The organism is Streptomyces sp. NPDC041068 (assembly GCF_040647455.1).
In the GTDB taxonomy this organism is placed as follows: domain Bacteria; phylum Actinomycetota; class Actinomycetes; order Streptomycetales; family Streptomycetaceae; genus Streptomyces.
The window spans coordinates 55720-77726 of record NZ_JBEZCG010000017.1; the positions used below are offsets into that span (position 1 = coordinate 55720).

At 71.0% G+C, this 22007-nt stretch carries 18 protein-coding genes; 9 read left to right on the top strand and 9 right to left on the bottom strand.

The window, feature by feature from the left end; genetic code table 11:
- Nucleotides 1–34: 34 nt before the first annotated feature.
- The 3 genes from AB0B50_RS33520 to AB0B50_RS33530 all read right to left on the bottom strand — a co-directional run bounded on the left by AB0B50_RS33520 (nt 35) and on the right by AB0B50_RS33530 (nt 3281).
- Nucleotides 35–994, bottom strand: coding sequence for a hypothetical protein (locus AB0B50_RS33520; RefSeq protein ID WP_362339585.1), 960 nt, complete (start codon nt 992–994; stop codon nt 35–37).
- A gap of 114 nt (nt 995–1108) precedes the next feature.
- A complete protein-coding gene (locus AB0B50_RS33525; RefSeq protein WP_362339586.1) occupies nt 1109–2122 on the bottom strand; it encodes a hypothetical protein in 1014 nt (337 codons plus the stop codon).
- A gap of 202 nt (nt 2123–2324) precedes the next feature.
- Nucleotides 2325–3281 (bottom strand): hypothetical protein, encoded by a 957-nt coding sequence (locus tag AB0B50_RS33530; protein ID WP_362339587.1) that lies wholly within the window; start codon nt 3279–3281, stop codon nt 2325–2327.
- Nucleotides 3282–3417: 136 nt separating this feature from the next.
- Between AB0B50_RS33530 and AB0B50_RS33535 the strand changes: the two genes are divergently transcribed.
- A complete protein-coding gene (locus tag AB0B50_RS33535; RefSeq protein ID WP_362339588.1) occupies nt 3418–6042 on the top strand; it encodes a valine--tRNA ligase in 2625 nt (874 codons plus the stop codon).
- A gap of 84 nt (nt 6043–6126) precedes the next feature.
- On the opposite strand, the gene AB0B50_RS33540 is transcribed toward AB0B50_RS33535, so the two are convergent.
- The 5 genes from AB0B50_RS33540 to AB0B50_RS33560 form a co-directional block, all read right to left on the bottom strand.
- The gene (locus AB0B50_RS33540) at nt 6127–7476 is read right to left on the bottom strand and encodes a glycosyltransferase (RefSeq protein ID WP_362339589.1); all 1350 of its coding nucleotides are present in this window, start codon (nt 7474–7476) and stop codon (nt 6127–6129) included.
- Between the two features lie 35 nt (nt 7477–7511).
- Nucleotides 7512–8678: a UDP-N-acetylglucosamine 2-epimerase (non-hydrolyzing) gene (gene wecB / locus AB0B50_RS33545; protein ID WP_362339590.1), complete on the bottom strand. Its 1167-nt coding sequence runs from the start codon at nt 8676–8678 to the stop codon at nt 7512–7514.
- Between the two features lie 202 nt (nt 8679–8880).
- Nucleotides 8881–9567: a response regulator transcription factor gene (locus tag AB0B50_RS33550; protein WP_362339591.1), complete on the bottom strand. Its 687-nt coding sequence runs from the start codon at nt 9565–9567 to the stop codon at nt 8881–8883.
- Nucleotides 9564–10700, bottom strand: a complete 1137-nt coding sequence (locus AB0B50_RS33555) for an ATP-binding protein (RefSeq protein WP_362339592.1) — start codon at nt 10698–10700, stop codon at nt 9564–9566. Before AB0B50_RS33555 ends, AB0B50_RS33550 begins: the two co-directional genes overlap by 4 nt.
- A 12-nt stretch (nt 10701–10712) precedes the next feature.
- Nucleotides 10713–11360: a hypothetical protein gene (locus tag AB0B50_RS33560; protein ID WP_362339593.1), complete on the bottom strand. Its 648-nt coding sequence runs from the start codon at nt 11358–11360 to the stop codon at nt 10713–10715.
- A 196-nt stretch (nt 11361–11556) separates the two neighbouring features.
- Between AB0B50_RS33560 and AB0B50_RS33565 the strand changes: the two genes are divergently transcribed.
- Nucleotides 11557–12717 carry a histidine kinase gene (locus AB0B50_RS33565; protein ID WP_362339594.1) on the top strand — a complete coding sequence of 387 codons (1161 nt, stop codon included), beginning with the start codon at nt 11557–11559 and terminating at the stop codon, nt 12715–12717.
- Nucleotides 12718–13070: 353 nt separating this feature from the next.
- Here AB0B50_RS33565 and AB0B50_RS33570 read toward each other — a convergent pair whose 3' ends face one another.
- Nucleotides 13071–14087 carry a rod shape-determining protein gene (locus AB0B50_RS33570; protein ID WP_362339595.1) on the bottom strand — a complete coding sequence of 339 codons (1017 nt, stop codon included), beginning with the start codon at nt 14085–14087 and terminating at the stop codon, nt 13071–13073.
- A 155-nt stretch (nt 14088–14242) separates the two neighbouring features.
- Here AB0B50_RS33570 and AB0B50_RS33575 point away from each other — a divergent pair, with 155 nt between their 5' ends.
- The 7 genes from AB0B50_RS33575 to mrdA all read left to right on the top strand — a co-directional run bounded on the left by AB0B50_RS33575 (nt 14243) and on the right by mrdA (nt 21969).
- Entirely contained in the window at nt 14243–15754 is a 1512-nt protein-coding gene (locus AB0B50_RS33575; protein WP_362339596.1) for a folylpolyglutamate synthase/dihydrofolate synthase family protein, read from the top strand.
- 4 nt (nt 15755–15758) lie between these two features.
- Complete coding sequence (locus AB0B50_RS33580) at nt 15759–16109, top strand: DUF4233 domain-containing protein (protein WP_362339597.1); 351 nt, start codon at nt 15759–15761, stop codon at nt 16107–16109.
- 108 nt (nt 16110–16217) lie between these two features.
- Nucleotides 16218–16631, top strand: a complete 414-nt coding sequence (gene ndk, locus AB0B50_RS33585; protein ID WP_362339598.1) for a nucleoside-diphosphate kinase — start codon at nt 16218–16220, stop codon at nt 16629–16631.
- Nucleotides 16632–16935: 304 nt separating this feature from the next.
- On the top strand, nt 16936–17955 hold the full coding sequence (locus AB0B50_RS33590) for a rod shape-determining protein (protein WP_030362602.1): 1020 nt from the start codon (nt 16936–16938) through the stop codon (nt 17953–17955).
- A gap of 144 nt (nt 17956–18099) precedes the next feature.
- A complete protein-coding gene (gene mreC / locus AB0B50_RS33595; RefSeq protein ID WP_362339599.1) occupies nt 18100–19044 on the top strand; it encodes a rod shape-determining protein MreC in 945 nt (314 codons plus the stop codon).
- A gap of 11 nt (nt 19045–19055) precedes the next feature.
- Nucleotides 19056–19727 (top strand): rod shape-determining protein MreD, encoded by a 672-nt coding sequence (mreD, locus tag AB0B50_RS33600; RefSeq protein WP_362339600.1) that lies wholly within the window; start codon nt 19056–19058, stop codon nt 19725–19727.
- Nucleotides 19728–19791: 64 nt separating this feature from the next.
- Entirely contained in the window at nt 19792–21969 is a 2178-nt protein-coding gene (gene mrdA / locus AB0B50_RS33605) for a penicillin-binding protein 2 (RefSeq protein WP_362339601.1), read from the top strand.
- The last annotated feature ends 38 nt before the right edge of the window (nt 21970–22007 follow it).

Sequence of the window (22007 nt, forward strand, 5' to 3'; positions counted from 1 at the left end):
GCGGTGGTGCCGAGTCCGGTGCCGGAGGCCTGTGTCAGGCCTTGACGCGGACTTCCTTGCGGACCTTCAGCGTGGTGGCCGAGGCATCGGCGAGCGAGACCTTGCCCGCCAGGGCGTCGGAGACCTCGACGGGGACCACGACCGCGACGGTGCTGTGGTCGCCCCAGATGCAGACCGGCATGCGCATCTCCTTGGCGGCCGAGGACGAGCCGCCGCTCGGGCTGTCGTTCTTGATCACGGACTCCTGGCACTTGAGGACGGCGTCGTCCGTGCTGAAGTCCTTGGGGCTGCCGACGAGTTCGCCGGTATCGGAGCTGTCTCCTTCGGAGTCCTTCTTGAGCTTGGCGAACATGCCGTCGACGACCTTGCCCGGGTCGTCGATCTCGCCGTAGACGCCCATGAACTGAATGGCCTTCTGCGCCAGGGGGTTGCTCTCGTCCCCCGACTTGTAGCCGGCGTCGACGTCCTTCGGGTCCTTCACGCCCGCCTTCTCGGCGGCCTCCAGGTCGCTGGAGTTGAAGCCGCCGGTCTGGCCTTCCTTCTTCTCGTACTCGCCGAGGATCGTGGCGGGCGTGGTCAGCTTGTGCGGGCCGTCGTCCGCGACGGAGCCGCCGCCGCTGCTGCCGCTGCCGCCGCTGAACAGGAAGTACGCGCCGACGCCGAGCGCGGCGACCACGGCGACCGCGCCGATGACGAGCCCGGTCTTCTTCCCTCCGCCGCCCGGCGGCGGGGGCGGGACCTGGCCGTACGGAGCCTGCGGGGGGACCTGGCCGTAGGGGCCGGGCTGCTGCGGCTGGCCGTAGCCGCCCTGCTGCGGGTAGCCGTAACCGGGCTGGGGCTGCGGCGGGGGAGCCTGCTGGGGGTACCCGTAGCCGGGCTGCGGGGCCTGGGGCGGCTGGCCGTAGGGGCCGGGCTGCTGGGGCTGCCCGCCGCCGTACGGTCCGGGCTGCTGGGGCTGCTGCCCGCCGTACGGACCCGGCTGGTTGTAGCTCATGGGTGGGGTTCCCCTCCGAAACGCTGGTGTGTTGCCGACATCCTGACGCAAGGGGGCCCGGCCGCATGACCGGCCCCCTCACACGGAGCCGGGCCGCACACGCCCCGGCAGGCGTCAGAGCTTGACGCGGACTTCCGTGCGGAGCTTGGCCGAGTTGGTCGCTGCCTCGTCGAGGTCGACGCCCGTGCCTGAGACGGCGCTCGCCACGTCCGTGCCGACGACGTAGCCGATGGTGCTGTGGTCGCCCCAGATGCAGGTCGACGCGGACATCGAGCTCGGGCCCGACGACCCTGACGTGGAGCCGGTGGTGCCGGCGCCGCTGCCCAGGTCGACCTTCATCTCCTGGCACTTGAGCACGGCGCCGTCGAGCTCGGAGGGCGTGTACTCCTTGGGCTCGCCGACCAGCGTGACGCTCTGGCCGCTGCCGCCGTCCTTGGGCTCCTCGGCTTCCTTCTTGGCGTTGGCGAACATGTGGTCGACGACGCCCTCAGGGTCCTCGATGTCGCCATAGACGCCGCCGAAGTTCAGGATCTTCTGCGCCATCGGGTTGTCCTCGCTGCCCGACTTGTACCCGGCCGTGACGTCCTTGGCGTTCTTCACCCCGGCCGCTTCGGCCTTGTCGAGGTCGACGCCGTTCAGCCCGCTGGACTGGCTCGGATCCTTCTTGTAGTCGGTCAGGACGGTCTCGGGCGTCGTCAGCTTGTGCGGGCCGTCGTCCTTGATGCCGGAGCCGTCGCCGCCACCCCCCGCCACGTTCGACGAGCCGCCGCCGTTCTTGCCGCCCTTGTCGTCGTCGCCGCCCGCAAAGAGGAAGTAGCCGCCGACGGCCGCGGCGGCGACCACCGCCACCGTCGCGATGATGATGCCGGTCTTCTTCCCTCCGCCGCCCGGCGGCGGGGGCGGGACCTGGCCGTACGGAGCCTGCGGGGGGACCTGGCCGTAGGGGCCGGGCTGCTGCGGCTGGCCGTAGCCGCCCTGCTGCGGGTAGCCGTAACCGGGCTGGGGCTGCGGCGGGGGAGCCTGCTGGGGGTACCCGTAGCCGGGCTGCGGGGCCTGGGGCGGCTGGCCGTAGGGGCCGGGCTGCTGCGGCTGCTGCCCGCCGTACGGACCCGGCTGGTTGTCGCTCATCGCTGGGGTTCCCTCCCGATGCTTATGTGTTCCGAACATCCTGGCGGATTGCTGCGGGAGGTTGCGTCCTCGGGGCGGATCGATGCGGAGTTGTTGAAGGGCTGTTCCAGAGCCCGGACGTAGCGCGGGCCCGGCAGCGAAACCCGCTGCCGGGCCCTCACTCACGTACGCGGCGTACGCGGCGTACGCGTGGTGCGCACCCTCACGCCTTCACGCGGGCCGCCTTGCGCAGGTCGGCCGCGAAGGAGGCGACGTCGTCCGTGGCCATGCCGCCGCCGCCCTTCACCATCGCGGCGGCGTCGATGCCGAAGACGATGCCGTACGTGCTGTGATCAGCCCAGATGCAGATCGGCAGCTTCGTCTCGTCGCTGCCTTCCTTGAAGCTGGCGGTCTGGCACTTCATGACGGCGTTGTCGAGACCGTCGGGCTCGACGGTTTCCGGGCTGCCGACGAGCGCGATCTCCTCGGAGTCGCCCACGTTGTCGCCGGAGCCCTTCTTGGAGTTCTCGTCGGCCTTGGCGAAGCCGTCGTCGACCGCCTTCTCCGGGTCGTCGATCTCGCCGTACATGCCCTGGAAGCTCATCTGCTTCCCCTTGAGGGCTTCACCGGATTCGTACGAGGCCGCCACATTCTCCGGGTTCTTGATGCCGATCTCCTCGGCGTTCTTCTTGTCGCCGGAGCCGAGCGGGCCGTCGTCGGGAGAACCGGAGTCGTCGCCCTTCTTGTACTCGCCCACCGAGGCGGGCGGCACCAGCTTGTGCGCTCCGTCGTCCTCGACCGACGCCGAGCCGCTGCTCCCGCCGAAGAGGAAGTACGCGCCGACGCCGAGCGCGGCGACCACGGCGACCGCGCCGATGACCAGGCCCGTCTTCTTCTTGCCGCCGCCGGAGGGCGGGGGCGGGACCTGGCCGTACGGGGCCTGCGGCGGGACGCCCGGCTGCTGCTGGCCGTAGGGGCCGGGCTGCTGGGGCTGGCTGTAGCCGCCTTGCTGGCCGTAGCCGTCCTGCTGGGGCGCCTGCTGGGGGTAGCCGTAGCCGGGCGGGGGCTGCTGAGGGGGCTGGCCGTAGGGGCCCGGCTGCTGCTGGGGTTGGCCGCCGCCGTACGGCCCGGGCTGTTGCGGCTGCTGCCCGCCGTACGGGCCCGGCTGGTTGTAGCTCATTGCGTGGGTCCCCCTCGAAACGCTGACGTGTCCCGGACATCCTGAACGAAGTCCGGGTTCCATGGGGCCCCGCACCGCAACCGATATCGAACATTCCGGTTTCAGGACCGCTCCGTCACCCCTCTAAACTGACCGCGTGACCGAGAACGCTCAGCAGCAGCCTCCAGCGACCACTCCCGAACTGCCGACCCAGTACGCGCCGGCCGAGGTAGAGGGGCCGCTGTACGAGCGCTGGGTAGAACGGGGCTACTTCTCCGCCGACGCCAAGAGCGAGAAGCCGCCGTACACCGTCGTCATCCCGCCGCCGAACGTCACCGGCGCGCTGCACCTGGGCCACGCCTTCGAGCACACGCTGATCGACGCCCTCACCCGCCGCAAGCGCATGCAGGGCCACGAGACCCTGTGGCAGCCCGGCATGGACCACGCGGGCATCGCCACGCAGAACGTGGTCGAGCGCGAGCTCGCCAAGGAGGGCAAGTCCCGCCACGACCTCGGCCGCGAGGAGTTCATCGAGCGCGTCTGGAAGTGGAAGGGCGAGTCCGGCGGCCAGATCTCCGGCCAGATGCGCCGCCTCGGCGACGGCGTGGACTGGGAGCGCGAGCGCTTCACCATGGACGAGGGCCTCTCGCAGGCCGTCCAGACGATCTTCAAGAAGCTCTACGACGACGAGCTGATCTACCGCGCCGAGCGCATCATCAACTGGTGCCCCCGCTGTCTGACGGCGATCTCGGACATCGAGGTCGAGTACCAGGACGACGACGGCGAGCTCGTCTCCATGACGTACGGCGAGGGCGACGACACCATCGTCGTCGCCACCACCCGCGCCGAGACGATGCTCGGTGACACCGCCGTCGCGGTCCACCCCGAGGACGAGCGCTACAAGCACCTGGTCGGCAAGCAGATCAAGCTGCCGCTGACCGACCGCACGATCCCCGTCGTCGCCGACGCGCACGTCGACCCCGAGTTCGGCACCGGCGCCGTGAAGGTGACCCCGGCCCACGACCCGAACGACTTCGAGATCGGCCAGCGCCACGGCCTGCCGAACATCGCGGTCATGGACGAGCACGCGGTCATCACGGTCCCCGGCCCCTTCCAGGGCCTGGACCGCCTTGAGGCCCGCTCCGCGATCGTCGGCGCCCTGCGCGCCGAGGGTCGCATCGTCGCCGAGAAGCGCCCGTACTCCCACTCGGTCGGCCACTGCTCGCGCTGCAAGACCACCATCGAGCCGCGCCTGTCGATGCAGTGGTGGGTCAAGGTCGGCCCGCTCGCGAAGGCCGCCGGTGACGCGGTCCGCGACGGCAAGGTCAAGATCCACCCGCAGGAGATGGAGAAGCGCTACTTCGACTGGGTCGACAACCTCCACGACTGGTGCATCTCGCGCCAGCTGTGGTGGGGCCACCGCATCCCCGTCTGGTACGGCCCGAACGGCGAGGTCGTCTGCGTCGGCCCCGACGACGAGGCCCCCACCGGCGAGGGCTGGCGCCAGGACAACGACGTGCTCGACACGTGGTTCTCGTCGGGCCTGTGGCCGTTCTCCACGCTCGGCTGGCCCGAGCAGACCGAATCGCTCGAGAAGTTCTATCCGAACTCCGTCCTGGTCACCGGCTACGACATCCTCTTCTTCTGGGTCGCCCGGATGATGATGTTCGGCCTCTACGCGATGGACGGCACCCCGCCGTTCCACACGATCGTGCTGCACGGCATGGTCCGCGACCAGTTCGGCAAGAAGATGTCGAAGTCCTTCGGCAACGCGGTCAACCCGCTGGACTGGATGGACAAGTACGGCTCGGACGCCCTGCGCTTCACCCTGGCCCGCGGCGCCAACCCCGGCACCGACGTGCCGATCGGCGAGGACTGGGTCCAGGGCTCGCGCAACTTCGCCAACAAGATCTGGAACGCCACGCGCTTCGCGATGATGAACGGCGCCACGATCGAGGGCGACCTGCCGCCGGCCGATGAGCTGTCGGCCACGGACCGCTGGGTCCTGTCCCGCCTGAACGCGACGGTCGCCGAAGTCGACGCGCTGTACGACGACTTCCAGTTCGCCAAGCTCTCGGACGCCCTCTTCCACTTCGCGTGGGACGAGGTCTTCGACTGGTACGTCGAGCTCTCCAAGACGACGTTCATGGCGGGCGGCGACGGCGCGAAGGTCTCGGCCCGCGTCCTCGGCGAGGTCCTGGACGTCACGCTCCGCCTGCTCCACCCGGTCGTCCCCTTCGTGACGGAGACGCTGTGGACGGCGCTGACCGGCCGCGAGTCGATCGTCATCGCCGACTGGCCGGTCGACAGCGGCTTCCGCGACGCCGCCGCGGAGCGGGAGATCGAGACCCTCCAGCAGGTCATCACGGAGGTCCGCCGCTTCCGCGCCGACCAGGGCCTGCAGCCGGGCCAGAAGGTCCCGGCCCGCCTGGCCCTCGACGGCACGGCGCTCGCCCCGCACGAGGCCGCCATCCGCCAGCTCCTGCGCCTCCAGCCGGAGGGCGATGGCTTCACGGCGACGGCGACGCTGCCGGTCTCGGGCGCCACGGTCGCGCTCGACCTGTCCGGCACGATCGACGTGGCCGCCGAACGCAAGCGCCTGGCCAAGGACTTGGCCGCCGCGGAGAAGGAGAAGGCCCAGGCCACGGCGAAGCTCGGCAACGAGGCGTTCCTGGCCAAGGCCCCGGACAACGTGGTCGACAAGATCCGCGGCCGCCTCACCAAGGCGGAGGGCGACATCGCCCGCCTGCAGGCGCAGCTGGAGGCGCTGCCCGCCGCGTAATCCCTTATGGGCGTACGGAGTCGAAGGCCCCGGGACCGTGATCGGTCCCGGGGCCTTCGCGCGTCCTGAAGCCTCCCGCAGGCGTCAGGCCTCCGTGGCGACCGGCCCCGTACCCACGGCCTCCGCGTTGCGTCGCGTCTTGGCCCAGCCGTTCTTGCCCCGCAGCACGCGCAGCAGCCCGCGCGAGGCGACGACGAAGACGTGATACGCGTACAGCCACAGCGCGAAACCCCACAACAGGCCCTTGAGCCGGGAGTGTTGGGGAGCGAAGTCCCTCCGGTAGACCGGACCCCACAGCACGAACGGCAGGACCGAGAGCACGGTCAGCGCGAGCACCAGCGGCCAGGCGCCGACCGCCGAGTCCAGCGGGGAGCGGCCGAGGGCGAGCGCGGCGACGAGCAGCACGGTGAGCACGAGCGCGGCGACGTGAGCGAGGGGCTGCATGAAGGTGTAGAGCGTCTCCATCACGCCGCGCCCCGAGTAGTGCCGCGAGCCGACGATGCGCGGCGCGTACCGCACGCACTGCAGATTGCCCTGCGCCCAGCGGGTGCGCTGGGTCAGGAAACGGCGGCCGTTGGGCAGGCCTTCCTGCGTGACGTAGGTGTCGGCGACGTGGGTCACGCGGTAGCCGTTCAGGATCATGTGGAGGCCCAGTTCGTAGTCCTCCAGGAGCGCGTCGCGCTGCCAGGGGCGGCGCTCGGCCGCGGCGATCCGGTCGAGGGCGGTGAGCCGCGTGAACTGGCCGTTGCCGCCGAGCCCGACGGAGCCGGTGCGGCCGCGAAGGAGCTGCATGCCCGCGTTGGAGACCGCGAACTCCATGTCCTGCATGCGCACGAGCAGCCGGGCCAGCGCGTTGAGCACCCGACCGCGCCCGGGCAGCGGGCGCGGCTCCTCGACGTTCCGCATCCGCACGCTGACCTGCACGCCGCCCATCTCGGGGTCGCCGAAGGCGGTGGGCCCGCTGACGGCGGTCAGGGCGTCGGGGGCGAGGTGCCCGTCGGCGTCGACGACGCACACCACGACGCGGGAGCGGTCGGCGTCGGCGGGCAGGAAGTCGTCGAGTTCGGCGTACGCGGCGTTGAGGGCCGCGCCCTTGCCGATCCGGGCGTCGGGCCTGCGGCGCGAGACCAGATGGACGCGTACGTCGTCCTCGGCGAGCGCGGCGACGACGGAGGCCGTGCGGTCCTCGCTGGCGTCGTCGACGACCCACACGTGCGCGGCGGGGAAGTCCGTGCGCAGCCGGGTCACGGTGGCCCCCACGACGGTCTCCTCGTCGCGGCACGGCACGAAGAAGTGCCAGTCGAAGGCGCCGGGGTCGCCGCCTTCGTGGGCGGGGCGGCGCAGATAGGCGTGGCGGGCACCCGCCCAGTAGAGGAGGAAGCAGGCGAGGAGGACGAAGGGGAAGAGGAACAGCAGCCGGTCGAAGGTCAGCATCGGAAGTCCTGGTGGGGTGGGGGGAGTTGGCGGAGTCAGGCGGCCGCGGTGAGCGGGGCTGCGCCCGCGGCGCGGTCGGCCACCAGGTCCGTCAGGAGCGCGACGATGCGCTGAGAGGCCTGCGCGTCGCCGAAGGGGCTGGGCGTGGCGGCGAGGCGGCGCAGCCCGGCCTCGCCCTCGGCGAGCCTGCGGCGTGCGGCGTGCCCGACCTCAGGGCCCGCGTCGACGAGCTCGGCGAAGCCCGCGGCCATGGCCTCGGGGCGCTCGGTGGAACGGCGTACGACGACGAGAGGGCGGCCGAGGACGGTGACCTCCTCCTGCACGCCGCCGGAGTCGGAGACGAGCAGCGCCGCGTGCCGAGCGAGCGCGAGGAACTCGCCGTGGCCGATGGGCGGCAGGAGGGTGAGCGGGGCGAGCAGCGCGTCGAGCCCGGCGGCCTCGGCGCGGGCACGGGTGCGCGGATGCAGCGGGACGAGGACGGGCAACTGCTCGGCGAGCGCGGCCAGTTCGGTCAGGACGGCCCGCAGCGCCGCCGGGTCGTCGGTGTTCTCGGGGCGGTGCACGGTGGCCAGGACGTACGCGTCCGGGGTGAGGCCGTGCGTGGCGAGGAGCGCGGCGCGCTCGGCGTCGGCGGGCAGCGTGTCGCACACGGCCTCCACGACGGTGTTGCCGGTGACGACGATCCGCTCGGCGGGGATCGACTCGGCGACGAGGTTGGCGCGGTTGTCCTCGGTGGCGGCGCACAGCACGTCGGAGAGCTGGTCGATCAGGACCCGGTTGTGCTCCTCGGGCATCGCGCGGTCGTGGCTGCGCAGCCCGGCCTCGATGTGGACGAGGGGGATGTCGCGGGCGTTGGCGGCGAGCGCGCCGGACAGCGCCGCGTTGGTGTCGCCCTGGACGACGACGGCGAGCGGCGGCCGTGCGGCGAACTCCGTGTCCAGCTGGGCGAGCGCGGCGGAGATCTGCACGGCACGCGCCTGTCCGCCGACGCCGCCGAGCAGGGTGGGCTCGGGCAGCCCGAGCTCGGCGAGGAACCGTCCGGAGAGGGAGTCGTCGTAGTGCTGGCCGGTGTGGATCAGCCGCGCCGCATCCCCGAGCAGCCGAACGAGCGGCGCCAGCTTGACCAGCTCGGGCCGGGTACCGAGAACGACGGCGACGCTGCCTGCGGGGAGCTGATGGGCGGGGCTGGCGGCGGTGAACACGCGGGGCACTCCAGAAGAAACGGGACATTACGACGTACGTCCTGGAGAGTGCGGTTGCGCGGTTGCGGGGCCGGATCGCTTTCGGTTGCGCGACGGTTGCGAGTGCCGTGGGCGGCGGACACGGGACCTTGGGCCGGGACTTTCGGCCTCTGCGGGCCGTGGGGGCTGGTCGCACAGTTCCCCGCGCCCCTTCGGGGCACTACTAGTGAGGCCCCCGATACCGATACCCCAACCCCCGCACCGACTCCAGCGGATCCTCGACCCCCGCAGCCTCAGGAACCGCCAAGCGCCGCCGCAACCGCAGCACGGCGAACTTCACCCGCTCCCGCCCGCTCCCGTCCGGCGAGTCCCACACCAGATCGAGAAGCTGCTCGGTCGTGACCACACGACCCCGGTTGCGCACCAGCACCTGAAGCAACCGGTACTCGATGTCGCTCAGCCGGATCTCGCGGCCCTGCCAGACCGCGGACCGCCGCTCCGGCACCATCCGCAGACCCGCCTCCACGTAGTCCCCGCGCCACTGGTCGGGACGGCTGCGCCGCAGCAGCGCCTCGATGCGGGCGAGCAACTCCTGGGGGTCGAACGGCTTGGTCAGGTAGTCGTCGGCGCCCGCGCGCAGCCCGCGTACCCGCTCGGCGGTGCTGGTGCGGCCGGAGAGGATGAGGACGGGCAGGTCGGTCATGTCCCGGGTGCGGTCGAGGATCTCCCAGCCGTCGAGCCCGGGGAGCACCAGGTCGAGGACCATCAGGGCGGGCCGTTCCGCGAAGAGCAGCCGCAGCGCCGCCTGCCCGTCGGCGGCGAGCACGGTCTCGTATCCGGCCTGGCCGAGCACGGCGCGCAGCGCGAGCCCCAGGTCCGGGTCGTCCTCGACGACCAGGACACAGGTCATTCGGGCCTGGACAGGGCGGGGCTGCCGGTCGGCAGCCGCAGGACGACGGTGGTGCCCTCGCCCTCGCCGCCGTGCAGGACGACGCTCCCGTCGTGCAGGTGCACGGTGTCGCGGACGGCGGAGAGCCCGAGCCCGGTGCCGGGGAACGCGCCGCCGCGGGCGTTGGGCGCGCGGACGAACTCGGTGAAGACTTCCTCCTGGAACTCCTTGGGGATGCCGATGCCGGTGTCGGAGACGACGATCTGCCAGCCGGGCATGCCCTCCTCCTCGTACGGCTCGGCGGAGAGGGTGACGTCGCCGCCCGAGGGTGTGAACTTCACGGCGTTGTCGAGCAGCGCGACCACCGCTCGCTCCAGCTGGTTGCGGTCGGCGAGGGCCACCGGGCCCGGTTGGTGGTGGAGGCTGAGGAAGACGCCCGCGGCCTCGGCGCGCGGCAGTGCGTCGTTCGTCAGCCGCTCCAGGAGGGGGCCGACGTCCACGGGGGCGTACGACAGCTCGGACTGGGCCCCGACGGCGGCGGAGACGTGCAGCAGGGCGTCGACCATGTCCTGCATGCGGTGGGCGTTGCGGTCGATGGCGCCCAGGTAGTCGTGTTGCGCCGCGGTCAGATGGCCGCTCGCGGGCAGGGCGAGCAGCTGGCAGAAGCTGAGGATCGTGGCGAGCGGGGTGCGCAGCTCGTGCGAGGCACGGGCGGCGAACTCGGCGCGCTCGCGGGCCAGTTCGCCCAGTGCGTGGATGTGCCGCCGCAGGTCGTTCTCGCTCCGGCGCCGCTCGGTGATCTCCTCGACGAGCCAGAGGACCCCGACGCGTTCGCCGTCGACGTGGATCGGTCTGCGGCTGCTCTGGACGATCCGCCCGTCGCGGAACTGCACCTCGGCCTTGCGGGGGAACTGCTGGCGCGTGAGCCGGCGCAGTGCCGTGCTGCCCGGCGCAAGGAGCTCCGCGACGGCCGCGGCGATCGGCTCGACCGGGGCGCCGGGGGAGGTGTCGACGCCCTGGAGCCCGGCCAGCTCCACGAGCTGTGTGTTGACGGCGATCACCCGGAGGTCGGCCCCGACGAGCAGCGCGCCCTCGGGGATCGCCGCGAGCAGGGCGTGGGCGACCTGCGAGGTCAGCCTCAGGGTCTGTGGCACGGCAGCCCCGCCCTATCCGACCGGTCCGGCGACGGACTCGGTAACGGACTCGGCGACGGGCTCCGCGGGGCGCCCGATGTGGACGGCGGGTTCGGTCGTACGGGGCGCGAGGCAGAGGCCGAGCCGTTCCAGTTCGGCCTCGGCGAGCGCGTCGAGGGTCTCGGGGTCGGCGTTGCGCCAGCCCTCCGCGAGGCTGCCGGGGGTCGCGCCCGCGATGTTGGCGGCGGTGCCCGCCACCTCGTCGAGCGGCCTGAGCAGGGAGCGCAGGGCGAGGAGCTCACGGCCGTCGTCGGACGCGGCGAGGTCACGGGCGGCGCCCGCCTGCCGGATCCACCGGATCCTGCGGGGCAGCCAGACCCCCAGGACGAGGCCGACGGGGACGACGAAGAGGGCGAGGGCGCCGACGGCCACGGCCGTGCGGACGGCCACCGGGTCCATGGCGTCGACGGCGCCCGCGACGCGTCGCAGCGCCGTGTCGACGCGCCCGCCGACCAGGGGCAGCGGCCCCCTGCGCTCCTTGAGGGCGCGGGGGAGGGCGAGCAGACAGGCCAGCCGGTACGCGATGACAGCGGCGGCGGCCCACAGCGCGGTCCACAGGAGGACCCCGGCGTCGCCGGCGAGCTGATGGGTCCGCCTGGCGGGATTCTGGGCATACCACATGGTCCGATTTGACCCCTGGTGAGGCCTGTGGCCGGTCAGCCGCGCCGAAAGTACACCCGTTGTGTGCACGCGCCGGGGGGCTCTGCCGGGATTGGTCTGCGCCAAACCCCCAAGGTGCCCCCAAGGTGCGGCAAATCACCAAAACAAGGACGTAGGTCCGATGAAACGGGCCGAAAGACCTTGGATGATGGAAGACATGCGCAACCTGTCCGCCGCCCAGGCGATTCGCCAGGCGGCGGCCACGGCCGGCCGCCTCTCGGCGCGCTGGTCCCAGGCGCCGCGGGCCCAGGACGTGCTCACCGCCCTGAGCGCCTTCGCGCTGATGAGCCTGGACGTCCCCGGCCTCGCCGAGGCGGACAACTCCCTCAACGGCACGCTCGCCGCCCTGGCCCTCGCCGTCGGCGCGGCCTCGCTGCTGCTGCGCCGCAGGGTGCCCTGGCTGACGTACGCGATCGCGCTCTTCTTCCTCGGCTGGCTGCACGAGCTGACGCTGGCCCAGTTCGCGCTCTACTCCCTGGGCCGCTACCGGGGCCGTCTCGCGGGGGCGCTGGGCGTCATCGGGTACGTCGCCTTCGCGTACGTGATGTTCAATCTGCCGGGCTGGCCCGCGCACCGGGGCGACACGCTCAGCTCGTTCCTGAGCCTGGTCGTCCCGATCGGCGTGCTCGCGGCGGGCGTCGGCGTGGCGGCGAACCGGCAGGACCTGGTCCGTGCGCTTGAGGCGCAGCGCGCCGAGACGGACACGCTGCACGCGGTCCAGCAGGAGCGCACCCGCATCGCGCGGGACGTGCACGACTTCGTCGGCCGCGAGCTGACGCTGCTGAGCGTGCGTTCGCAGGTGCTGGCGCGCCGGGCGGAGGGCGGCCCCTTCGAGGACGACTTCGAGGAGCTCTCGGAGGCGGCGCGCAGCGCGCACCGGATGCTGAACGAGATCATCGTCCAGCGCGGCACCGACGGCGCCCCGACCCCCGGCCTCGACGCCCTCCCCGAACTCGCCGAGCGCAGCGGCCGCGCGGGCAGCCCGGTGGAACTCCTGGTCGACGGCGCGGCCTACCGCCTCTCACCGCTCCGCCAGGCCGCGGTCCACCGTGTGGTCCAGGAGTGTCTGACGAACGCGGCGAAGCACGCGCCGGGCGAGCCGGTCGAGGTCCGCGTGGACATCGAGGCCGACCGCCTGAAGATCAAGGTCAGCAACCCCCTCCCCGCCACGGCCCCGCCCGCGGCCCCGATCTCCACGGGCACGGGCATCACGGGCATGGCGGAACGCATCAGAGCGGTGGGCGGCGACTTCGAGGCGGGCACGCACGGAGAGACGTACGAGGTGACGGCACACCTGCCGGCGGGCGAACTGGCCTGATCCCCCGCCCCACCCACCCGCAGTCGCGTACGAGAGGCGAGAGCACCCCCACCCACCCGCAGTCGCGTACGAGAGGCGAGAGCACCCCCACCCACCCGCAGTCGCGTACGAGAGGTGAGAGCACCCCCCACCCACCCGCAGTCGCGTACGAGAGGTGAGAGCACCCCCCACCCACCCGCAGTCGCGTACGAGACGCGAGGGGACGTGGGGGTATGTGCGCACGGAGCACCGAGCACAACGCCAACCCCAGCCGCAGCAACAAAGCCCCGCAACAAAGATGGCGAGTACGGACATACCCCCGCGGCCCCGCCCCGCAGACGAACCCCAGGCGCAGACCCGGCCCACCACGCGACCTACGCCGCCGACATCACCCGCTCAAGACCGTCGAAGTCCTCCACACACTTCCCGCACCCCAGCGCGACGCTGTCCAGCGGGTCCTCGGCGACGAACACGGGGATTCCCGTGGCGGAGGAGAGCCGCAGATCAAGGCCAGGCAGCAACGCGCCGCCGCCCGTCAGGACGATGCCGTGCTCCATGATGTCCCCGGACAGCTCCGGCGGGCACTCCTCCAGGGTCGTCTTGACCGCGGCGATGATGTGCTCGACCGGCTCGTCCAGGGCGCTGCGCACCTCGCGCGCGGTGAGGTCCACGGTCTTGGGCAGACCGCCCACCTTCTCCCGCCCCCGCACGGTGAACGTACGCATCTCGAAGGCGTCCTCACCCGGCACCGGCCACGCCGACCCGATGGCGACCTTGATGTCCTCGGCGGTGCGCTCCCCGATGAGCAGCGCGTGCTCCTTGCGCACGAAGTCGGTGATGGCCGAGTCGAGCCGGTCACCGCCCACCCGCAGCGACTGGGCCGTGACGATCCCGCCCAGGGAGATCACGGCGACCTCGGTGGTCCCGCCGCCGATGTCGACGACCATCGACCCGCGCGGCTCGGCGACCGGCAGGCCCGCCCCGATCGCCGCGGCCATCGGCTCCTCGACCAGGTGCACGGCCCGCGCCCCGGCCCGCTGCGAGGCGTGCACGATCGCGCGCCGCTCGACGGGTGTGACGCCGCTCGGCACGCACACGACCATGCGCGTACGGGGCCTGCGTCCCGGCACGGCCTTGCGCACGAAGTGCCGGATGAGCTCCTCGGCGGCTTCGTAGTCACTGATCACGCCGTCGCGCAGCGGGCGGATCGCGGTGATGGACCCGGGCGTCCGCCCGATGGTCTCCTTGGCCTCCGCCCCCACGGCGAGCACCCCGCTCTTGCCGCCCCTGTCCGCCCGTACGGCGACCACGGACGGCTCGTTGAGCACGATCCCCTTGCCGCGCACGTAGAGGAGTGTGTTCGCAGTGCCGAGGTCGATACCTATGTCCATGATCGCCAAGTTTGCCCGGCGGCCCCCCGAAGCGGAGGGGCCAAAGTCCCGAATCGGACGGGCCCAAGGTCCCGACGAAGGTCCTGAAGCCCCGGCAGGTCCCCACCGACAGGTCCTGACGGCGAGTGTCGGTGCCGCTCCGTAGACTGGCGTACGTGAGTGACCTCCCGCACGACAGCCAGCACGACGAGGGCGACGCCTTCGACGAGATCATCGACGCCGAGACGGACCGCGACCCCGACCTCGCGGTGATCGAGGCGGGCAGCCGCACCCTGCGCACCCAGGCGGGCCCGCCCCAGGGCGACGTCCCCGCCCGTCCCACCGACCCGGAGGTGGACAGGGCGCTGCGCGAGGTCGAGACGGAACTCGCGGGCCGCTGGGGCGAGACGAAGCTCGAGCCCTCCGTCAGCCGCATCGCCGCGCTGATGGACGTCCTGGGCGAGCCCCAGCGCGCGTACCCCTCGATCCACATCACGGGCACGAACGGCAAGACGTCCACGGCCCGCATGATCGAGGCCCTGTTCTCCGCCTTCGAGCTGCGCACCGGCCGGTACACCTCGCCGCACGTCCAGTCGATCACCGAGCGCATCAGCCTGGACGGCGCCCCCATCGAGGCCGAGCGCTTCGTCGAGACGTACAACGACATCAAGCCGTACGTGGAGATGGTCGACTCCCAGCAGGAGTACCGCCTCTCCTTCTTCGAGGTCCTCACCGGCATGGCGTACGCCGCCTTCGCGGACGCCCCCGTGGACGTGGCCGTCGTCGAGGTCGGCATGGGCGGCAGCTGGGACGCGACGAACGTGATCGACGGCTCGGTCGCCGTCATCACCCCCATCGACCTGGACCACACGGACCGCCTGGGCTCCACGCCCGGCGAGATCGCCAAGGAGAAGTCCGGCATCATCAAGCCGGACGCCACGGTGATCATGTCCCAGCAGCCGGTGGACGCCGCCAAGGTCATCCTGAAGAAGGCCGTCGAGGTCGACGCGACGGTCGCCCGCGAGGGCCTGGAGTTCGGTGTCGTCGCCCGCCAGGTCGCGGTCGGCGGCCAGCTCCTGACGCTCCGCGGCCTCGGCGGGGAGTACGAAGAGGTCTTCCTCCCGCTGCACGGCGAGCACCAGGCGCACAACGCCGCGGTGGCGCTCGCCGCCGTCGAGGCGTTCTTCGGCATCGGCTCGCAGCACGCGCGCCCGCTGGACATCGAGACGATCCGCAAGGCGTTCGCCACGGTCTCCTCGCCGGGCCGCCTGGAGGTCGTGCGCCGCTCGCCGACCATCGTCCTGGACGCCGCGCACAACCCGGCGGGCGCCCGCGCCACCGCCGCCGCGATCAGCGAGGTCTTCGACTTCAGCAATCTCATCGGTGTGGTCGGCGCGAGCGACGACAAGGACGTGAAGGGCCTCCTCGAAGCCTTCGAGCCGATCTTCGCCGAGGTCGTCGTCACGCGGAACTCCAGCCACCGCTCGATGGACGCGGACACGCTGGCCGGGCTCGCCGTCGAGGTCTTCGGCGAGGACCGCGTCCAGGTCGAGCCGCGCCTGGACGACGCCCTGGAGGCCGCGATCACCCTCGCCGAGGAAGAGGGGGAGTACGCCGGCGGCGGCGTCCTGGTCACCGGTTCCGTCATCACGGTCGGCGACGCCCGACTGCTCCTGGGGAGGGGCTGACTCTGTGCGTACGCTCTGTGCTTCGACGCTGATCGGCGAGTTCTTCGTCATCGGCTTCGCCGGTCTGGTCGCCATGAAGGACCCGGACCTGTCCATGGGCACGGTCTGGACGGTCAGCGGCATCGCCATGTTCCTGTGCGTGCTGCTGTGCGGCGTGATCACCCGGCCCGGCGGGGTGCAGCTCGGCTGGGCCCTGCAGATCGCGCTGATCGCCAGCGGCTTCGTGGTGCCCACGATGTTCTTCATGGGCGCGGTGTTCGCCGGCCTGTGGTGGGCGTCGGTCCACTTCGGCCGCAAGGTCGACGAGGCGAAGGCCAGGTTCGCCGCCATGGCCGCGGAGCAGGCGGAGGCGTAGCGGGGCACCGGGGCGGAGGCCGGAGGTAACACCGCGTAGCCGCCCCCGGTATCGTGCGGGCCATCCGCGTGATCGTAAAGATCGTAAGAACACTGCTTGGAGCCGCACATGAGCCAGCGCACCCTCGTCCTGCTGAAGCCCGACGCCGTTCGTCGTGGTCTGGTCGGCGAGATCATCGGCCGCATCGAGCGCAAGGCGGGCTGGACGATTTCCGCGCTGGAGCTGCGTTCCCTCGACCAGGAGACCCTGGAGCAGCACTACGGCGAGCACAAGGGCAAGCCCTTCTACGAGCCGCTGGTCGCCTTCATGTCGTCCGGCCCCGTCGTCGCGCTCGTCGTCGAGGGCGAGCGGGTCATCGAGGGCGTGCGCGCCCTTGCCGGTCCGACCGACCCGATCGCCGCGGCGCCGGGCTCGATCCGCGGCGACTTCGGCACGATCGTCCGCGAGAACCTCATCCACGCCTCGGACTCCGAGGAGTCCGCCGAGCGCGAGCTCAAGATCTTCTTCCCGGGCGTCGCCTGACGCCCCTCGCGTGAGCTTCTGACGTCACGTCAGCAAGGCGCCGCCCTGACCTGGGACGGCCGAAGAAATTCGGCCGTCCTTTGGCATATGCGCCCCAATTGGGGGAACCCGTGCCTCCGATGGCACGTCTCCAAAGGCGGGGCGGCACATCATCTGCTGACAATGGCGAAGACCCTCGCGCCGTCTTGGTGCGGCCGAGACTACGATGGAAGCCTCCACTGCCACACAGCACCCACCTCGCCTACCTAAAAAGCCATCACACGCTCCACTAGGGAAGGCCAGACGCATCCTCATGGGGAACAACATGTCGTTCATCGGCCGTGACATGGCTGTCGACCTCGGGACCGCCAACACGCTGGTGTACGTCAGGGGTCGGGGGATCGTACTCAACGAGCCGTCCGTCGTCGCGATCAACACCAACACCGGTGGCATCCTCGCGGTCGGTGCCGAAGCGAAGAAGATGATCGGGCGCACGCCCGGCAACATCGTGGCGGTGCGCCCGCTGAAGGACGGCGTCATCGCCGACTTCGAGATCACCGAGCGGATGCTCCGCTACTTCATCCTGAAGATCCACAAGCGGCGCTACCTCGCCAGGCCGCGCGTCGTCGTCTGTGTGCCCTCCGGCATCACCGGCGTCGAGCGCCGCGCCGTCATCGAGGCCTCCTCGCAGGCCGGCGCGCGCCAGGTGCACATCATCGAGGAGCCCATGGCCGCGGCCATCGGCTCCGGCCTGCCGGTCCACGAGGCCACGGGCAACATGGTGGTGGACATCGGCGGCGGCACCACCGAGGTCGCCGTCATCTCGCTCGGCGGAATCGTCACGGCGCAGTCCATCCGCGTCGCGGGCGACGAGCTGGACAACGCGATCATCCAGCACATCAAGAAGGAGTACTCCCTCCTCCTCGGCGAGCGCACGGCCGAGCAGATCAAGATCACCATCGGTTCGGCGTACGACATGGACGCCGACGAGCACACCGAGATCCGCGGCCGGGACCTGGTCTCCGGGCTGCCCAAGACCGTCGTCATCTCCGCGGCCGAGGTCCGCAAGGCCATCGAGGAGCCGGTCAACGCGATCGTCGACGCCGTCAAGACGACCCTCGACAAGTGTCCGCCCGAGCTGTCGGGTGACGTCATGGACCGTGGCATCGTTCTCACCGGTGGCGGCGCCCTGCTGCGCGGGCTCGACGAGCGGCTCCGCCGCGAGACGGGCATGCCGATCCACATCGCCGAGGACCCGCTGGACAGCGTGGCGCTCGGCTCCGGCAAGTGTGTCGAGGAGTTCGAGGCGTTGCAGCAGGTGCTCGACGCCCAGCCGCGCAGATGACCTGACGCGAAACGTCCGCCGTACGAGTGCCTGCCACCTCGTGCGGCGGATCGTTGATATATAGGCAAGGCATAAGAATTCCCCAGAACCCCGTGGAACCCGCAGATTCCACGGAATCCGATTGAGGAAGGCACGCCGCCGCACGTGAGGGACACACGAGAGAGCCGGCTGCTCCTGGTGCTGCTGATCGCCATCGCGTTCGCATTGATCACGGTGGACATCCGCGGCGGCGAGGACTCACCGGTCGACGGTGCCCGCCAGGCCGCCGCCACGGTCTTCGGTCCGGTCGAAGAGGGGGTGTCCTCGGCCGTCGACCCGATCGGCAACGCCATCGGCGCGGTCCGCGACTCCGGCGAGCGCCACGACCGCATCGCCGAACTGGAGCGGCAGAACGCCGCGTTGAAGGCCAAGCTCGGCAGCGACGACCGCAACCGCAGCCGTGTGCGCCAGCTCGACAGCATGCTGAAGAAGGCGGGCGCCGGGCAGTACGGCATCAAGGGCGCCGAGGTCATCGGCATAGGAGCGGCCCAGGGCTTCTCCTGGACCGTCACCATCGACGCCGGCGCGAAGGACGGACTCAAGCGCGACATGACCGTCCTGAACGGCGACGGCCTGGTCGGCCGCGTCACCACGGTCGGCCCCGACACCGCGACCGTCCTGCTCGCCAACGACCCCGACTTCACCGTCGGCACCCGCATGGAGAAGACCGACGAGCTCGGCTTCGCCACCGGACAGGGCGACCGCCCGCTCTCCGTGCAGCTCCTCAACGGCAAGGCCAAGGTCAAGAAGGGCGACCGCCTGGTCACCTTCGGCTCGCAGGCCGACAAGCCGTTCGTGCCCGGCGTACCCGTCGGCGAGGTCGTCCGCGTCGACCCGTCCGGCGGCGACCTCACCCGCAACGTCTACGTGAAGCCGTACGTCGGATTCACCAAGCTCGACATCGTCGGCGTCGTCGTCGAGGCGCCCCGCGAGGACCCGCGTGACACGGTCCTGCCGCCCAAGCCCGCCAAGCCCAAGCCGACCCCGACGGTGACCGTCACGGCCACCCCGTCAGGACAGCCCCCGGCCGGCAACGGCGACGAGCAGTAGGAGACCGGACCATGCGCTTCAACCGAATCCTGCTCTCCACCACGCTGGTCGTCGTCGCCCTGGTCATCCAGGTCAGCGTCCTGGCCCGGCTCCAGCTGCCCGGCGCCGTCCCCGATCTCGTCCTGCTCACCGTCCTCGGCCTCGCCCTCGTCTACGGCCACGTCGGCGGCGCCCTCATCGGCTTCGGCGCGGGGCTCCTCTGCGACCTCGCGCCGCCCGCCGACCACGCCGCCGGGCGGTACGCGCTCGTGCTCTGCGTCATCGGCTACCTCGCCGGGCTCGCCAAGCCCGAGACCGGCCGCCTTCGCTCGGCCACCGGGCCGCTCGTCGTGGTCGTCGGCGCCGCCATCGGCTCGACCCTGCTGTACGCGGGCGTGGGCGCCCTCGTCGGGGACACCGCGGCCCGCCATGTGGGCCTGGGCGGGCTGCTCTTCACCGCCGCGCTCTACGACCTGCTGCTCGCGCCCTTCACCGTGCCGCTGATCATCGCGCTCGCGCGGCGCGCCGAGAACGACCCGCTGGGGGAGAACTCCCCGGCCAACAAGGCTGCCGACGTCTCCTCCGGCTGGCTCTCGTCCGGCACAGGACTGCGCATCGGCAACCAGCGCGGCGGACTGCGGGCCAAGGCCGCCAAGGCCCGCGTCGCCCGCGCCGGACGCATCAAGGGGGTCAAGCGCCTGTGAGGTCGCATCACTTCGCCGACCGCACCGAGGGACACCGCAGGGGACGCAGCAGGGGAGGGGAGAAGTGACCAACATTCCGGAGACGGGCCGCACCCCACGCGTGCAGATCCGCCTCGTCGTCATCCAGATCCTCGTCGTCTCCCTCCTGCTCACCCTCGGCGGCCGCCTCTGGTACCTCCAGATCCGCAACGGCGAGGAGTACGCCAAGGAGGCCTCGGGCAACCACGTCCAGCAGGTCGTCCAGCCCGCCGTGCGTGGCTCGATCCTCGACGCCCGCGGCGTGCCCATCGCCGACAACCAGACCCGTCTCGTCGTCTCCGCGTCCCGCACGGACCTGATGAAGATGAAGGACGACGGCAAGGCGGTCCTCGAAAAGCTCGCCGACGTCCTGGACATGAGCTACAAGGACGTCGCCGACAAGGTCCGCCTCTGCGACTCCAAGACCCCCCAGCCCTGCTGGAACGGCTCGCCCTACCAGCCCATCCCGATCACCGACGAGGCCACCGCCAAGCAGGCCCTGCAGATCCGCGAGCGCTCCGAGGACTTCCCCGGCATCACTGCCGAGCCCACCGCCGTGCGCCGCTACCCCGCGCCCGGCAAGTCCAACACCGCGCAGGTCCTCGGCTACCTCTCGCCCGTCACCGACGACGAGATCAACAAGGCCAAGGACACCGACTCCCCGTTCCTGCGCTCCGACCAGGTGGGCCGCTCGGGTCTTGAGCGTACGTACGACAAGCAGCTGCGCGGCAAGGCCGGCGTGACCCGCTACGAGGTCGACAACCTCGGCCGCGTCATCGGCAAGGCCAAGTCCGACAAGGCCGAGCCCGGCGCGAACGTCGTCACCAGCATCGACGCGCGCGTGCAGGCCGTCTCCGAGTACTGGCTCAACGACGCGATGAAGAAGGCCCGCGACGAGTTCGACAAGAACACCGGGGAGAACTACAAGGCCGACGCGGGCGCCGTCGTCGTCATGGAGAACAAGACCGGACGCATCGTCTCCATGGCCTCCAACCCGTCGTACGACCCGAACGCCTGGGTCGGCGGCATCTCCGGCAAGGACTACGCCCAGCTCACCGGCAAGAAGTCCAACTACCCGCTGTTGAACCGCGCCATCCAGGGCCAGGCCGCCCCCGGATCGATCTTCAAGGTCATCCCGACGGCCGCCGCGGTCAACGCGGGCTACGAGTTCAACGACCGCTACCCGTGCCCGAGTTCGTACTCCATCGGCGGCCAGACCTTCAAGAACTTCGAGTCCAAGGGCCACGGCAGCATCACCCTCGGCCAGGCCCTGGAGGTCTCCTGCGACACCGTCTTCTACAAGCTCAGCCACGACCAGTGGGCCAAGGACGGCGGCAACAAGCCCAAGAAGGACGCCAAGGACTGGTTCTACAAGACCGCCCACCAGTTCGGCCTCGGCAAGGAGACCGGCGTCGACCTCCCCAACGAGGTCAGCGGCCGCGTCCCCGACCGCCAGTGGAAGAAGGACTACTGGAAGGCCAACAAGGACGCCTGGTGCAAGCAGGGCAAGAAGAGCGGCGACTACGCCGAGCGCATCGCGTACGAGAACTGCCTCGAAGGCATGAAGATGCGTGCCGGTGACTCCGTCAACTACTCCATCGGCCAGGGCGACACCCTCGTCACGCCGATCCAGATGGCCACGATCTACTCCGCCATCGCCAACGGCGGCACCCTCTACGACCCCACCGTCGGCAAGGCGATCATCAGCGCCGACGGCAAGCAGGTCCAGGAGATCGAGCCCAGGTCGCACGGCAAGCTGCCGATGAACGCCGAGCTGCGCAAGGACATAGACGGTGCGCTCGCGGACGTCGCGACGCGCGGTACGGCCGCGTGGCGGTTCGGCGGCTGGCCGCAGGACAAGATCCCGATGCACGCCAAGACGGGTACCGCCGAGGTCTACGGCAAGCAGACCACCTCGTGGTTCGCGACGTACACCAAGGACTACTCGATCGTCATGACGATCTCCCAGGGCGGTACGGGTTCCGGCGCATCGGGCCCCGCCGTCCGCAAGATCTACGACGCGATCTACGGCCTGGACGAGAACGGCAACCAGGACAAGAAGAAGGCGCTCCTGCCCGAGCCGCAGAAGAACCTGCCGAAGATCGAGACCGACGGCTCCATCGACTCCCCGAAGATCAAGCCGTACAAGCCCGAGGCGCCCAAGCCGCCGGCCGAGCAGCAGGAACTCGCGGCCGGTCCCACGGCCAACTGGAGGCGGGACTAGCCCATGGCCCGCCCGTCTCCCACCACCACCCTTCCAAC